This is a genomic window from uncultured Streptococcus sp., from assembly GCF_915066115.1.
Taxonomy (GTDB): Bacteria; Bacillota; Bacilli; order Lactobacillales; family Streptococcaceae; genus Streptococcus.
In genome coordinates this window covers 25925-40490 of the sequence record NZ_CAJZDT010000001.1, presented here as the reverse complement: position 1 = coordinate 40490, position 14566 = coordinate 25925, and the positions used below count along the sequence as shown (strand labels likewise).

The window sequence follows — 14566 nt, the reverse complement described above, 5'->3', positions numbered from 1 at the left end:
TTCGAATAATTTGATTAGCTTCTTCATGAATTATTCTATTAAACTCTTCTTGATTTAAGAATTCAGGGAATTGAATGGATAAAGTTTGTCTACGTTCTTCGTCTTGTTTCTTTTCAAGACGTTCTTGATTATTCCACGAGTGTATTTCAAAAATTAAATTTACAACTTTACCAGGTACACTTATAAAATTAGAAATTCCTGTCATAGTATTATTGGCAACACAAACAGCTCCATCTACAGTATTGGTCGTTATTTTGGAAGTTTCATCTACAACTACTTTCACGGCTTTTGCAGTCTCATTTGCAATATCATTTACAACTTTTGAGGATTCATTTGCAATATTATTTACAATCTTTGAAGATTCATTAACGATATCATTTACGACTTTAGAAGTTTCATTAGTAACATTATCTACAAATTTAAAGAGATCATTTAACATAAAATAATACCATTAATCAAAATAAAGCAAGTCTTTGCTGGTGCTTGTAAAGAGGTCAAAGCCATCCTTGGTAACAACACCACAGTCTTCGATACGAACACCGACTTTACCAGGAATATAGATACCTGGTTCAACAGAGAAGCACATGCCTTCTTCGATGACCATGTCGTTTCCTTCCATGATAGATGGGAATTCGTGGACATCCATACCGATACCGTGACCGAGACGGTGGTTGAAGTATTCACCGTAACCAGCTTTTTCGATGACCTCACGGGCAGTGCGGTCCACTTCATGGGCAGTCACACCCGGCTTGATAAAGTCAAGAGCAGCTTGTTGGGCTTCAAGAGTCAAGTTGTAAATGTCTTTCTTGAATTGGTCTGGTTTACCGACAGCGACTGTACGAGTCATGTCTGATGCGTAACCGTTTACTAGAACACCAAGGTCAAAGAGGAGAAGAGCGTCATTTTCAACCTTATTAGCTGCTGGAATGCCGTGCGGATTTGCTGCGTTATCACCAGTCAAGACCATGGTATCAAAGCTCATTTCATAGCCTTCACGTTTCATGGCAAAGTCGATTTGGGCGATGATATCTGTCTCAGTCTTATCAAGAGAAATATTATCAAAACCAACATTGACAGCCTTGTCAGCATAAAGACCTGCAACCATCATTTTTTGCACTTCATCAGCTGATTTGATGAGGCGCATGCGTTGGATACGAGGAGTGAGGTTTTCAAACTCAGCAGTCTCAAAGACTGTTTTCAAGCCATGGTATTTGGTCAAGATGAGATTGTCAAACTCAACAGCGACACGTTTGAAGTCGTGCTGTGGAAGAGCATGTTTCATTTTTTGCCATGGATTTTCAGAATCTACATAGCCCACAACTGGGAAAGAGACAGTGCTGCTTGCACGCTCCACTTCAAGGGCTGGGACAAAGAGGAGGGGTTCCTGATCTACTAGGACAAAGAGGAACATTTGGCGCTCATGGGGATCACTGTAAAAGCCAGTGAGGTAATTGATTGTGACGGGGTCAGATACGACAGCGACGTCTAGTTTTTCTGATTCAAGATATGTTACGATTTGTTGTAATTTAGACATATGCTACCTTCTTTCTACCCCTCTATTTTGGCAAAAAATGAGAGAAAATGCAAGGGAGAAGGGTAAAAGAATAGACAAAAAGAACTCCGACAAGATAACAGAGTTCTTTGATATAATTTCCTTTTGTTTAAGAAAAGTCAGCCTTGCTTTTGACGTCTCTGTATTCTTCAGCGATTTCTTGGCTGAGGATGTCCTCATAGGCAGGGAGTTGGATGTCCTGTCCGTACTTTTTCTTGAGAGCAGTAGTGACTAGGCGATAGGCCAGATTGGCATTACGAGAGAGGATAGGTCCGTGGAAATAGGAACCAAAGACATTCTTATAATGAACCCCTTCGCCGACCTTTTCTTCGTTATTTCCATTTCCATAGACAACCTGTCCCAGCGGTTTTTGGTCATCTGAGAGGAAGGTACGACCCTGATGATTTTCAAAACCATAGTAGGTTTCATTGAAATCTTCATTGTGAATCTTGATGTCACCGATAAAACGGTTATTGGTCTGGTTGAGGGTGTAGTGGCCCATGACACCGAGCCCTTCGATACGTCTCCCTGAAGCTTCAACATAATATTGGCCCAATAGTTGGAAACCACCGCAGATAGCCAGAACCACACCGTCATTTTGGATGTAGTTGTCAATACTCTCTTTTTTAGCAGGTAGGTCGTCTGCAATGATACTTTGTTCAAAGTCTTGCCCACCGCCGAAAAAGGCGATATCATAGTGGTTTTCATCAAAGTCATCATGGAGAGAAACGATATCAACCGTCACATGGGCCCCCAGCTTTTCAGCCACATACTTGAGCATGAGGATGTTTCCATTGTCCCCATAGGTATTCATGAGATTTCCGTAGAGGTGGGCAATGTTGAGCTGATAGAGGTAATTGCCAGCTTTTGAGGAAAGTGAAGTATAAACCATTAGTTCATCTCCTTTCTAACAATCTGACGACTAGCCAGCAGTTCTCGGAATTCCAGCATAGCAGTATAGGTAGCTAGAATATAAGCATGCTTACAGTCTTGGTTTTCAATGGTCTTAAGAACTTGTTCCAGATTGCTTGTTTCAGTAATTTTATCAGCTGGATAGCCAGTTACTCGTAGACGACGTGCGATTTCAGAATGGCGAACACCGCCAGCGTTGATTTCAGGGATGTCCATCTCAGTGATTTGTTCAAAATCAGCATCCCAGATCCAGCTAGTGTCAATTCCGTCTGCATAGTTGGCATTGAGGAGGACAGATAGGCTAAATGGATAAGGAGCTAGTTTAATCATTTCGATAGCTTGGGTGGCACCAACTGGATTTTTAATCAAGACAAGGGTGCATTCTTTATCACCGATATGGAAGGTTTCTTGGCGTCCAAAGACAGCACGGCTCTTATCAAATCCCTGCTTGATGAGTTGCGAATCTGCACCGAGGAAACGGGCGATGGCAACCGCAGCAAGGGCGTTGTAGATATTGTAGAGTCCACCGATTTGGATACCGTACTCTTGGCCGTCAATGACAAAGCGAGATCGATTGTTGGTTAACTCAACCAATTCTGTCAAGCGATAGTCTAATTCAGGACGTTTACATTCACAACCTTCACAGATATAGGCACCCAAGTTTGCATAGGTATTATGCTCATATTTGAGGATTCCTTGGCAGTCAGGACATAGAATCCCTTCTGTATTGTAGTGAGCTAGTTGGGCTGGCCCTTTTTCCAAGTCAAAACCAAAATACTGAACAGGATTTGGAATAGCTGGCTTGTAGAAAAGCGGACTGTCTCCATTAAGAAGAACAGTAGCTGTAGGCACCTTACGAATGGCATCCAAAATCATCTTATAAGTTATGTAAATCTCACCATAGCGGTCCATCTGGTCACGGAAGATATTAGTGATGACAAAAAGGCTTGGCTGGATATAGTCACAGATACGAGATAGACTGGCTTCGTCAATTTCTAGTACGGCAATATTTTTCCCAGTTTTAGAAGATTTGGCTGTTAAGAAGGTTGTTGCAATCCCTGTAATCATGTTGGCACCGCTTGGGTTGGTCAGAACTTGACCATAAACCTCTTTTAAAATGCCGACAGTGAGGGCAGTTGTCAGGGTTTTTCCATTGGTTCCAGTGACCACGACAATCTCGTAGTTCTTAGCTAGGTTTTGTAAAATATCTTTATCAAATTGAAGGGCAAGTTTTCCTGGGAGCGTACTTCCACGGCCAAGACGGCTTAAAACGAAGTGGGAAGAACGCCCAGCAAGAAGGCCCAAAGTAGTTTTTAATTTCATGTTTCTATTATATCATAAAAGAGGGAAAAGACAGATTTGAGATTTCGCAGAAGTAAATTCGCAGAAGTAAAAACAGCCCAAAGAGGGCTGTCAGTTAAGGTGAGACTTTAACTTAAATCGCAAACAAGTCATTCAAGTTCTCAGCCAAGGTTGGGTGGGTGAAGATTTGTTTTGTGAAGTAAGTGTAAGGAATCTTGTTGTCCATAGCAACAGTGATGATGTTGATGATTTCTTGAGAACCTTCTGAGAAGATGCTTGCTCCAAGAATTTCTTTTGTTTCAGTATTAACAACCGCTTTGAAAGCTCCACGAAGGTCTCCATTTACGTGACCACGAGGCATTGCTGCAACAGGGATTTCTTTCACAGCGTATGGAAGTTTCAAATCAGCTGCTTGGTTTTCAGTCAAACCAACTTGTGAAAGTGCAGGTGTGATGAACATAGTGTTTGGTACATTGAGACGGTCTTCAAGTGTGTAGCTGCCATCTCCAGCAAGGTAGCTGTAGACAACACGGAAGTCATCAAGTGAAATGTAAGTAAATTGAAGACCACCGTTGACATCCCCAACTGCAAAGACACCAGGAACGTTTGTTTGACAATGTTTGTCTACTTTAATAGCGCCACGTTCAGTAAGTTCAATATCTGTATTTTCAAGTTGAAGTGGTTCTACGTTTGGTTTGCGTCCAGTTGCGTAGAGAAGGGCATCGAAACGGTAAGTTTCGTTTTCAGTTACGACAAGGACTTGGTCACCGTCATTTTTGATTTCAGTAGTACGGATATTTTGAAGCAATTCAATACCGTCTTCTTCCATGTATTGTTTAGCAAGAGCTGCAATGGAAGGTTCTGCACGAGGTAGGAAAGTATCCAAGGCATCTAGGACTGTAACCTTGCTTCCAAGTTTGTTATAAAGACCAGCAAATTCAAGACCGATATTTCCGCCACCAAGTACACCAAGTTTTTCAGGCAATTTGTCCAAGTTTTGGATACCTGTTGAGTCAAAGACGTTTTTGCTTGTAGCAAGTCCAGGGATTGGCAAGACGTTTGAAACAGCACCAGTGTTGATAACGATTGTTTCAGCAGTCAGTTCTTGTTTTTCATCACCAGCTTGGATTTCGATGACTTTATTTGAAAGGAAGTGAGCTTCCGCATCAAAGATATCTACGCCAGTACCAGCAACAGTCGCATAGTTTTTACCGTTGAGGCGACCAGTGATAGTGTTTTTAGTAGCAATGACTTCTTCAAAAGACAAATCTTTCTCAGCAACAACTAGCAAAGTTTTAGTTGGGATACAACCGATGTTGATACAAGTTCCACCGTACATAGCTTTGCTACGTTCAACGAGGGCAACTTTTTTGCCAGCTGAAGCCAATTTACCTGCTAGTGTTTTACCAGCTTTACCAAATCCGATAACGATTAAATCATATGTTAACATTTATAGTCCTCCTATTCGTTTTTCATTCTAGCATAAGAAAACACTTTTTGCACAATTCTGCTACGGGAGAAATTAGCTATATAAGGGTGTATTTATATTTGTGGAAAATCGTTTACATGATTTTCCTTAAGGATTCTACTATCTTTTGCCCCGCTCTTGTGTTATACTAGATAGGTTGCAAAGAAAACAGTACTTTTCTTTTGTGGAAAAGAAGCAACACGATTTTGTATCCAGTATATGAAAATACGTCATAAAAAGAAAAGTATAAACTAAGCCCTATAGGGTGGCTTCGCACCACCTTTAGAAAGAAGAATAACGTGAAATTTAATGAATTAAACTTGTCTGCTGATTTGCTAGCAGAGATTGAAAAAGCTGGTTTTGTAGAAGCCAGTCCTATCCAAGAACAAACTATTCCCTTGGCTCTTGAAGGTAAGGATGTTATCGGTCAAGCTCAGACTGGTACAGGAAAAACTGCAGCCTTTGGTTTGCCAACCCTTGAAAAAATCCGTACAGAAGAAGCGACCATTCAAGCTTTGGTTATCGCTCCAACACGTGAACTTGCTGTCCAAAGTCAAGAAGAACTCTTCCGTTTTGGTCGTAGCAAGGGAGTCAAAGTCCGTTCAGTATATGGCGGATCAAGCATTGAAAAACAAATTAAGGCTCTTAAATCTGGTGCCCATATCGTGGTAGGAACACCAGGCCGTCTTTTGGACTTGATTAAACGCAAGGCCTTGAAATTACAAGATATTGAAACTCTTATCCTTGACGAAGCAGATGAAATGCTCAACATGGGCTTCCTTGAAGACATCGAAGCTATCATCTCCCGTGTCCCTGAAAGCCGTCAAACCTTACTTTTCTCAGCAACTATGCCAGATGCTATCAAACGTATCGGTGTTCAGTTTATGAAAGAACCTGAGCATGTCAAGATTGCTGCTAAGGAATTGACAACAGAATTAGTTGACCAGTACTATATTCGTGTTAAAGAACAAGAAAAATTTGATACCATGACTCGTCTTATGGATGTGGAACAACCTGAGCTTGCTATCGTATTTGGTCGTACAAAACGTCGTGTAGATGAATTGACTCGTGGTTTGAAAATCCGTGGCTTCCGTGCAGAAGGAATTCATGGTGATTTGGACCAAAACAAACGTCTTCGTGTCCTTCGTGACTTTAAAAATGGCAATCTTGATGTTCTAGTTGCGACGGACGTTGCAGCGCGTGGCTTGGATATTTCAGGTGTGACCCATGTCTATAACTACGATATTCCACAAGATCCTGAAAGCTATGTTCACCGTATCGGTCGTACAGGTCGTGCTGGTAAGTCAGGTCAATCGATTACCTTCGTATCACCAAATGAAATGGGCTACCTCCAAATCATTGAGAACTTGACTAAGAAACGCATGAAAGGTCTCAAACCTGCAAGTGCAGAAGAAGCCTTCCAAGCTAAAAAACAGGTAGCTCTCAAGAAAATTGAACGTGATTTTGCAGATGAGACTATCCGTGCCAACTTTGAGAAATTTGGTAAGGATGCTCGTAAGTTAGCTGCTGAATTTACTCCAGAAGAATTGGCAATGTATATCTTGAGTCTAACAGTTCAAGTTCCAGATAGCCTTCCTGAAGTGGAGATTGCACGTGAAAAACCACTGCCATTTAAACCATCAGGTAATGGCTTCGGTGGTAAAGCTAAGGGAGGTCGTGGTGGCCGTCGTGGGGATGACCGTCGAGACCGTGATCGCCGTGGCAATGGTCGTCGTGATGATTTCAAAAAAGGAAGTCGTGGAAATGATCGTTTTGATAAGGAAAAACGTTACCGTAAGGATAATAAAAAACCACGCAATACTTCAAGTGAAAAGCAAACAGGCTTTGTGATTCGTAACAAGGGCGATAAATAAGAAAAAGCGGTTCAAAATGAATCGCTTTTTTATATAAGGAGACCGAATGTAAAAGAAAGATAAATAAAATAGATATATTATCTTCTTGTAATATTATAATACACAAAAAAAGGGAGCTTGTCAATAGAAAAGAAGCAATTTAATTAAAAATATTCTTGTTTTTTCAAATTGCAATTAAATAATCAATTTTCAGATAATAATTGAAAATTCAAGCTGTTTATGTTATAATGATAGCGATTATATTCGAGGTGAAAAATGGCACATTTATTAGAAAAAACTAGAAAAATTACGTCTATCCTGAAGCGCTCAGAGGAACAGTTGCAGGAAGAACTTCCCTACAATGCGATTACCCGTCAATTGGCAGATATTATTGACTGTAACGCCTGTATTGTCAATAGCAAAGGGCGTCTCCTGGGCTATTTTATGCGTTATAAAACCAATACTGATCGTGTAGAGCAATTCTTCCAAACTAAGATTTTCCCGGATGAGTACATTCAAGGTGCGAACATGATCTACGATACAGAAGCCAATCTGACGGTTGACCATGATTTAAGTATTTTCCCTGTGGAGAGTCGTGCAGACTTTCCAGATGGTTTGACGACTATTGCACCGATTCATGTATCAGGGATTCGCCTTGGTTCTTTGATTATTTGGCGCAATGATAAAAAATTCGAGGATGAGGACTTGATCCTTGTTGAGATTGCAAGTACCGTTGTTGGGATTCAACTCCTTAACTTCCAGCGTGAAGAAGATGAGAAAAATATCCGTCGCCGTACTGCTGTTACCATGGCGGTTAACACCCTTTCTTATTCAGAACTCCGTGCTGTTTCAGCAATTTTAGGGGAATTAAATGGAAATGAAGGCCAGTTAACTGCGTCTGTGATTGCAGACCGTATTGGAATCACCCGCTCTGTGATTGTCAATGCCCTTCGTAAACTTGAGTCTGCAGGGATTATTGAAAGTCGCTCGCTTGGAATGAAAGGAACTTATCTTAAGGTCTTGATTTCAGATATTTTTGAAGAAGTGAAGAAAAGAGATTACTAATGACTAAGGCTTTAATTTCGATTGATTATACAGAAGATTTTGTTGCTGATAGTGGAAAATTGACAGCAGGCGCTCCAGCTCAGGCTATTTCGGATGCTATCAGCAAGGTAACTCGATTAGCTTTTGAACGAGGAGATTACATCTTCTTCACAATAGATGCTCATGAAGAAAACGATTGTTTCCATCCAGAAAGTAAACTATTTCCTCCTCACAATTTGATTGGGACTAGTGGACGGAATTTATACGGAGATTTGGGGACCTTTTATCAAGAGCATAGTTCAGACAGTCGTGTCTTTTGGATGGATAAACGCCATTACTCAGCTTTTTCTGGGACTGACCTGGATATCCGTTTGAGAGAGCGGAGAGTGTCTACCGTTATCTTAACAGGTGTCTTGACGGATATCTGTGTCCTGCATACAGCTATAGATGCCTATAATCTAGGATATGACATCGAGATTGTTAAACCAGCTGTTGCTTCCATCTGGCCTGAAAATCATCAATTTGCCCTAGGTCATTTCAAAAATACACTCGGAGCTAAGTTAGTAGATGAAAATCTAAATGAAATTTCTGAGTAATTTGGTTGATGAAATGAAAAAATTGAAAAAAAGTGTTGACAAGCATCCTAAAAGTTGATATACTAGTAAAGTAATCGACGCGGGGATGGCGGAATTGGCAGACGCGCAGGACTAAGGATCCTGTGACCGCTTTAGGTCGTGAGGGTTCAAGTCCCTCTCTCCGCATAGGATAAGAGTTAGCTTAGGCTAGCTCTTTTTTTTATCTAATTTACGTAGAGCAAAAAATTTTTGCTCTTTTTTTGTATTTCATAAACATTTCATATTTGGATTTTATAATAGTCTTACAAATATGGAGGTGACAAATGAATCCAATCCAAAGAGCTTGGGCCTATGTCAGCAGAAAACGACTGAGAAGTTTTATTTTATTTCTGATTTTATTGGTCCTCTTAGCAGGAATTTCAGCCTGTTTGACGCTGATGAAGTCCAACAAAACAGTGGAAACCAATCTTTACAAATCACTCAATACATCTTTTTCTATTAAGAAGATAGAAAATGGTCAGACCTTCAAGTTATCGGACCTAGCATCAGTTAGCAAGATTAAGGGGCTGGGAAATATCTCTCCTGAACTCGAGACGGTCGCAAAGTTAAAAGACAAGGAAGCGGTGAGTGGCGAGCAGAGCGTTGAACGTGATGATTTGTCAGCTGCGGACAAGAACTTGGTCAGCTTAACGGCTCTTGAAGATTCATCCAAGGATGTTACCTTTACCAGTTCGGCTTTCAACTTAAAAGAAGGGCGACACCTTCAAAAAGGGGATTCCAAGAAAATTCTGATCCACGAAGAGTTGGCTAAGAAGAACGGTCTTTCGCTTCATGACAAGCTTCGCTTGGATGCTGGACAGTCAGAATCTAGCAAGGGACAGACAGTTGAGTTTGAGATTGTTGGCATCTTTTCTGGTAAAAAACAAGAGAAATTCACGGGCTTATCTTCTGACTTCAGTGAAAACCAGGTCTTTACAGACTATGAAAGTAGCCAAAGCCTTTTGGGAAATAGTGAAGATCAAGTCACTGCAGCTCGCTTCTATGTAGAAAATCCTAAGGAAATGGACGGACTCTTGAAGCAGGTGGAAAATTTGGCTTTGGAAAATAACGGCTACCAAGTTGAGAAAGAAAACAAGGCCTTTGAACAAATCAAGGATTCAGTTGCAACCTTCCAAACCTTTCTGACCATTTTCCTTTATGGGATGTTGATAGCAGGAGCAGGAGCCTTAATTTTGGTCTTGTCTCTCTGGTTGAGAGAACGGGTCTACGAAGTGGGAATTTTACTTGCACTTGGAAAAGGCAAGAGCTCGATCTTCCTACAATTCTGTTTAGAGGTAGTTCTGGTATCTATTGGTGCTTTACTTCCAGCATTTGCTGCAGGCAACGCAATCACAACTTACCTACTCCAAACCCTACTAGCAAGTGGAGATCAGGCAAGCTTACAAGATACACTAGCCAAAACAAGCAGTTTATCAACCAGCATCTTATCTTTTGCAGAATCCTATGTTTTTCTAGTTCTGCTTAGTTGCTTATCTGTAGCCCTTTGTTTCCTATTCTTATTTAGAAAATCGCCGAAAGAAATTTTATCATCTATCAGTTAAGAAGGAGAAATCATGACTTTATTACAATTACAAGACATTACCTACCGTTATAAGAACACTGCTGAAGCAGTCCTATATCAGATCAATTATAATTTTGAACCCGGGAAATTTTACAGTATTATTGGTGAGTCAGGAGCAGGAAAATCCACACTCTTGTCCCTACTTGCTGGTCTAGATAGTCCTGTTGAAGGTTCTATCCTTTTTCAAGGAGAGGATATTCGTAAGAAGGGCTATTCTTACCATCGCATGCACCATATTTCCCTGGTCTTTCAAAATTATAACTTGATAGATTATCTTTCTCCACTGGAAAATATCCGCTTGGTCAACAAAAAGGCAAGCAAGGATACACTTCTTGAGCTTGGTTTGGATGAAAGTCAGATCAAGCGGAATGTTCTCCAGTTATCAGGTGGTCAACAACAACGTGTTGCCATTGCTCGTAGTTTGGTCTCAGAAGCTCCAGTTATTCTAGCGGATGAGCCAACAGGAAATCTGGACCCTAAAACTGCTGGAGATATTGTCGAACTGCTCAAATCACTTGCCCAGAAAACAGGTAAATGTGTCATCGTCGTAACTCACAGCAAAGAAGTGGCACAAGCGTCAGATATTACACTTGAGTTGAAGGACAAGAAACTGACTGAAACTCGCAATACTACGAAATAATACGAGCTTTTTCTGTTAGAACTATAAAATAGAATAAAATCTAGAAAGGGAACCTATGTTACACAATGCATTTGCCTATGTTACAAGGAAGTTTTTCAAATCGATTGTTATCTTCCTGATTATTCTCCTCATGGCGAGCTTGAGTTTGGTCGGCTTGTCGATCAAGGGAGCTACTGCCAAGGCTTCTCAGGAGACCTTTAAAAATATCACCAATAGCTTCTCCATGCAAATCAATCGTCGCGTCAATCAAGGAACACCTCGTGGTGCTGGGAATATTAAGGGGGAAGATATCAAAAAAATCACCGAAAACAAGGCCATTGAGTCTTATGTGAAACGCATTAACGCTATCGGAGATTTGACTGGATATGAACTTATCGAAACGCCAGATACCAAGAAAAATCTAACACCTGACCGTGCTAAACATTTTGGAAGCAGCTTGATGATTACAGGTGTCAATGACTCCTCTAAAGAAGACAAGTTTGTCTCGGGCTCTTATAAATTGGTTGAAGGAGAGCACTTAACAAACGACGACAAGGACAAGATCCTCCTGCACAAGGACTTGGCAGCCAAACACGGCTGGAAAGTTGGAGATAAGGTCAAATTGGACTCAAATGCCTACGATGCAGACAATGAAAAAGGAGCCAAGGAAACAGTTGAAGTGACAATCAAGGGACTCTTTGATGGTCACAATAAGTCAGCAGTAACCTACTCACAAGAACTCTATGAAAACACAGCTATCACAGACATTCACACTGCTGCAAAACTTTATGGATACACAGAAGACACAGCTATTTATGGGGACGCAACCTTCTTTGTAACAGCAGATAAGAACTTGGATGATGTCATGAAAGAGTTGAATGGCATCAGTGGTATCAACTGGAAGAGCTACACACTCGTTAAGAGCTCCTCTAACTATCCAGCTCTAGAACAATCCATCTCTGGCATGTACAAGATGGCTAACCTCCTCTTCTGGGGTAGCTTGAGTTTCTCAGTCCTTCTCCTTGCCCTCTTGCTTAGTCTTTGGATCAATGCCCGTCGCAAGGAAGTGGGAATCCTCCTCTCTATCGGTCTCAAGCAGGCAAGTATCTTGGGGCAATTCATCACCGAATCTATCTTGATTGCCATCCCTGCTCTCGTTTCTGCTTACTTCCTAGCCAGTTACACAGCCCGTGCAATCGGAAACACTGTTCTTGCCAATGTCACTTCTGGTGTTTCCAAGCAAGCCAGCAAGGCTGCTCAAGCCTCTAACCTTGGTGGTGGTGCAGAAGTAGATGGGTTTAGCAAGACCTTATCGAGCCTAGACATTTCCATTCAGACATCAGACTTTATCATCGTCTTTGTCCTAGCCTTGGTTCTAGTGGTTCTCGTTATGGCGCTTGCTTCAAGCAACCTCCTCAGAAAACAACCAAAAGAGCTCTTGCTCGATAGCGAATAACAAACTTGCTACCTATTCTCCCCTAAATGGGGTATAATATAGGTAGCATTTTTATCTATTTCATCTTGATAAGGCCTCTTCCTTTCAGGATGAAATTGAGATGATTTACAAGAAATTTAAAGGAATGTGAAACGTTTTTTCTATGAAAATTTTAATTGTAGAAGATGAAGAGATGATCCGTGAGGGGATCAGTGACTATTTGACGGATTGTGGTTATGAAACCATTGAGGCGGCGGACGGTCAGGAAGCTCTGGAGCAATTTTCCAGCTATGAGGTGGCCTTAGTTTTACTAGATATCCAGATGCCCAAGCTCAATGGTCTAGAAGTGCTAGCTGAGATTCGCAAAACCAGCCAAGTCCCTGTCTTGATGTTGACTGCCTTTCAGGATGAAGAATACAAGTTGAGTGCCTTTGCTTCGCTAGCAGATGGCTATCTGGAAAAGCCCTTCTCCCTCTCCCTCTTAAAAGTGAGGGTCGACGCGATTTTCAAGCGCTACTATGATACGGAACGAGTCTTCTCTTATAAGGATACCAAGGTGGACTTTGAAAGTTACAGTGCAAGTCTCGCAGGTCAAGAAGTAGCCATTAATGCTAAAGAGTTGGAAATTCTGGACTATCTGGTGAAAAATGAAGGACGTGCCTTGACACGTTCTCAGATAATCGATGCCGTCTGGAAGGCGACAGATGAGGTTCCTTTTGACCGTGTTATTGATGTCTATATCAAGGAACTGCGGAAAAAGTTAGACTTGGACTGCATCCTCACTGTGCGCAATGTTGGTTATAAATTGGAGCGAAAATGAAACGAACAGGTTTGTTTACAAAGATATTTATCTATACCTTCTCGATTTTTAGTGTTCTGGTTATCTGTCTTCATTTAGCCATTTATTTTCTCTTTCCCTCGACTTATCTGAGCCACCGTCAGGAAACCATTGGTCAGAAAGCGACAGCCATTGCTCAGTCACTAGAAGGAAAGGATAGGCAGAGTATCGAGCAAGTCTTAGACTTGTATTCTCAGACCAGTGATATCAAGGGGGCTGTCAAGGGTGAGATGACCGAGGACAAGTTAGAAGTCAAGGACAGTCTTCCTCTGGACACAGACCGCCAGACCACCTCTCTCTTTATTGAGGAGCGTGAGGTGACAACGCAGGACGGTGGTACCATGACTCTCCAGTTTCTAGCTTCCATGGATTTGCAAAAGGAAGCAGAGCAAATCAGTCTCCAGTTTCTTCCCTATACCTTGTTGGCATCCTTTCTGATTTCCCTCTTGGTGGCCTATATCTATGCTCGGACCATTGTTGCTCCGATATTGGAAATCAAGCGAGTGACCCGTCGGATGATGGAACTGGATGCTCAAGTGCGATTGCGCGTGGATTCTAAGGATGAGATTGGTGATCTCAAGGAACAAATCAATAGCCTTTACCAACACCTCTTGACAGTCATTGCGGATTTGCATGACAAGAATGAAGCTATTCTTCAACTGGAAAAGATAAAGGTCGAATTTTTGCGAGGGGCTTCTCATGAACTGAAAACACCTCTGGCTAGTTTGAAAATCCTAATCGAAAATATGAAAGAGAATATCGGTCGCTATAAGGATAGAGACCACTATCTGGGAGTTGCCTTGGGGATTGTGGATGAGCTCAATCACCACGTTCTCCAGATACTTTCTCTCTCGTCTGTGCAGGAGTTGCGAGATGATAGGGAACAAATTGACTTACACCAGATGACGCAAAGTCTAGTTAAGGATTATGCCTTGCTAGCTAAGGAAAGAGCGCTTCGGATAGAGAATAGCTTGACCCATCAGCAGGCCTATCTAAACCCATCTGTCATGAAATTAATTCTTTCTAACCTTATCAGCAATGCTATCAAGCACTCTGTTCCGGGTGGCTTAGTTCGCATTGGAGAGAGAGAAGAGGAACTCTTTATAGAAAATAGCTGCAGTCCAGAAGAGCAAGAAAAATTAGCTCAATCTTTTTCTGATAATGCTAGTCGCAAGGCCAAGGGGTCTGGGATGGGGCTCTTTGTGGTCAAGAGTCTATTAGAACATGAAAAATTACCCTATCGTTTTGAAATGCAGGAGAATCGTTTAACCTTCTTTATAGCTTTTCCAAAAGTCGCTCAAGACTAGGGAGAGAAAGGGTTTACATAGATGAAGCTAGAAGAAATTC

Annotated in this window: 12 protein-coding genes, 1 tRNA gene and 1 pseudogene; 9 read left to right on the top strand and 5 right to left on the bottom strand. The window is 41.4% G+C overall.

Translation table 11 applies throughout. The annotated features are described in order from the left end of the window. From QZ565_RS00200 to QZ565_RS00180, 5 genes and pseudogenes are all read right to left on the bottom strand, one after another. Positions 1–439, bottom strand: a pseudogene (locus QZ565_RS00200) (hypothetical protein); the annotation flags it as partial. A 12-nt stretch (positions 440–451) separates the two neighbouring features. Then, on the bottom strand, positions 452–1534 hold the full coding sequence (locus QZ565_RS00195) for a Xaa-Pro peptidase family protein (RefSeq protein ID WP_295524103.1): 1083 nt from the start codon (positions 1532–1534) through the stop codon (positions 452–454). Positions 1535–1661: 127 nt separating this feature from the next. Continuing rightward, positions 1662–2444: a lipid II isoglutaminyl synthase subunit GatD gene (gatD, locus tag QZ565_RS00190; RefSeq protein ID WP_295524101.1), complete on the bottom strand. Its 783-nt coding sequence runs from the start codon at positions 2442–2444 to the stop codon at positions 1662–1664. Further along, positions 2444–3787 (bottom strand): lipid II isoglutaminyl synthase subunit MurT, encoded by a 1344-nt coding sequence (murT, locus tag QZ565_RS00185; protein WP_295524099.1) that lies wholly within the window; start codon positions 3785–3787, stop codon positions 2444–2446. Before murT ends, gatD begins: the two co-directional genes overlap by 1 nt. Positions 3788–3899: 112 nt before the next feature. Further along, entirely contained in the window at positions 3900–5216 is a 1317-nt protein-coding gene (locus QZ565_RS00180; RefSeq protein WP_295524097.1) for an FAD-containing oxidoreductase, read from the bottom strand. Positions 5217–5533: 317 nt separating this feature from the next. On the opposite strand from QZ565_RS00180, the gene QZ565_RS00175 reads away from it, so the two are divergent. The 9 genes from QZ565_RS00175 (at position 5534) to vncS (ending at position 14526) form a co-directional block, all read left to right on the top strand. Further along, on the top strand, positions 5534–7108 hold the full coding sequence (locus QZ565_RS00175) for a DEAD/DEAH box helicase (protein WP_295524095.1): 1575 nt from the start codon (positions 5534–5536) through the stop codon (positions 7106–7108). 255 nt (positions 7109–7363) lie between these two features. Then, positions 7364–8152, top strand: coding sequence for a GTP-sensing pleiotropic transcriptional regulator CodY (gene codY, locus QZ565_RS00170; RefSeq protein WP_120718906.1), 789 nt, complete (start codon positions 7364–7366; stop codon positions 8150–8152). Further along, positions 8152–8727, top strand: a complete 576-nt coding sequence (locus QZ565_RS00165; protein WP_295524092.1) for an isochorismatase family cysteine hydrolase — start codon at positions 8152–8154, stop codon at positions 8725–8727. Before codY ends, QZ565_RS00165 begins: the two co-directional genes overlap by 1 nt. Positions 8728–8806: 79 nt before the next feature. After that, positions 8807–8892 (top strand) — tRNA-Leu (locus QZ565_RS00160). A gap of 137 nt (positions 8893–9029) precedes the next feature. Beyond that, positions 9030–10307 (top strand): ABC transporter permease, encoded by a 1278-nt coding sequence (locus QZ565_RS00155; protein ID WP_295524090.1) that lies wholly within the window; start codon positions 9030–9032, stop codon positions 10305–10307. Between the two features lie 12 nt (positions 10308–10319). After that, positions 10320–10967 carry an ABC transporter ATP-binding subunit Vex2 gene (vex2, locus tag QZ565_RS00150; RefSeq protein ID WP_261034863.1) on the top strand — a complete coding sequence of 216 codons (648 nt, stop codon included), beginning with the start codon at positions 10320–10322 and terminating at the stop codon, positions 10965–10967. Positions 10968–11022: 55 nt separating this feature from the next. After that, complete coding sequence (vex3, locus tag QZ565_RS00145) at positions 11023–12402, top strand: ABC transporter permease subunit Vex3 (RefSeq protein WP_295524087.1); 1380 nt, start codon at positions 11023–11025, stop codon at positions 12400–12402. A gap of 142 nt (positions 12403–12544) precedes the next feature. Further along, on the top strand, positions 12545–13201 hold the full coding sequence (vncR, locus tag QZ565_RS00140) for a response regulator transcription factor VncR (RefSeq protein ID WP_295524085.1): 657 nt from the start codon (positions 12545–12547) through the stop codon (positions 13199–13201). Next, positions 13198–14526: a sensor histidine kinase VncS gene (gene vncS / locus QZ565_RS00135; RefSeq protein WP_295524083.1), complete on the top strand. Its 1329-nt coding sequence runs from the start codon at positions 13198–13200 to the stop codon at positions 14524–14526. The genes vncR and vncS overlap by 4 nt, the downstream gene beginning before the upstream one ends. Positions 14527–14566 lie beyond the last annotated feature (40 nt).

Bases quoted from the DNA above. Each gene is read 5' to 3' on its own strand.
- QZ565_RS00155 (WP_295524090.1), top strand. From the start codon at position 9,030: ATGAATCCAATCCAAAGAGCTTGGGCCTATGTCAGCAGAAAACGACTG.
- QZ565_RS00195 (WP_295524103.1), bottom strand. From the start codon at position 1,534: ATGTCTAAATTACAACAAATCGTAACATATCTTGAATCAGAAAAACTA.
- QZ565_RS00180 (WP_295524097.1), bottom strand. From the start codon at position 5,216: ATGTTAACATATGATTTAATCGTTATCGGATTTGGTAAAGCTGGTAAA.
- vex3 (WP_295524087.1), top strand. From the start codon at position 11,023: ATGTTACACAATGCATTTGCCTATGTTACAAGGAAGTTTTTCAAATCG.
- murT (WP_295524099.1), bottom strand. From the start codon at position 3,787: ATGAAATTAAAAACTACTTTGGGCCTTCTTGCTGGGCGTTCTTCCCAC.
- QZ565_RS00165 (WP_295524092.1), top strand. From the start codon at position 8,152: ATGACTAAGGCTTTAATTTCGATTGATTATACAGAAGATTTTGTTGCT.
- vncS (WP_295524083.1), top strand. From the start codon at position 13,198: ATGAAACGAACAGGTTTGTTTACAAAGATATTTATCTATACCTTCTCG.
- vncR (WP_295524085.1), top strand. From the start codon at position 12,545: ATGAAAATTTTAATTGTAGAAGATGAAGAGATGATCCGTGAGGGGATC.
- gatD (WP_295524101.1), bottom strand. From the start codon at position 2,444: ATGGTTTATACTTCACTTTCCTCAAAAGCTGGCAATTACCTCTATCAG.
- codY (WP_120718906.1), top strand. From the start codon at position 7,364: ATGGCACATTTATTAGAAAAAACTAGAAAAATTACGTCTATCCTGAAG.
- vex2 (WP_261034863.1), top strand. From the start codon at position 10,320: ATGACTTTATTACAATTACAAGACATTACCTACCGTTATAAGAACACT.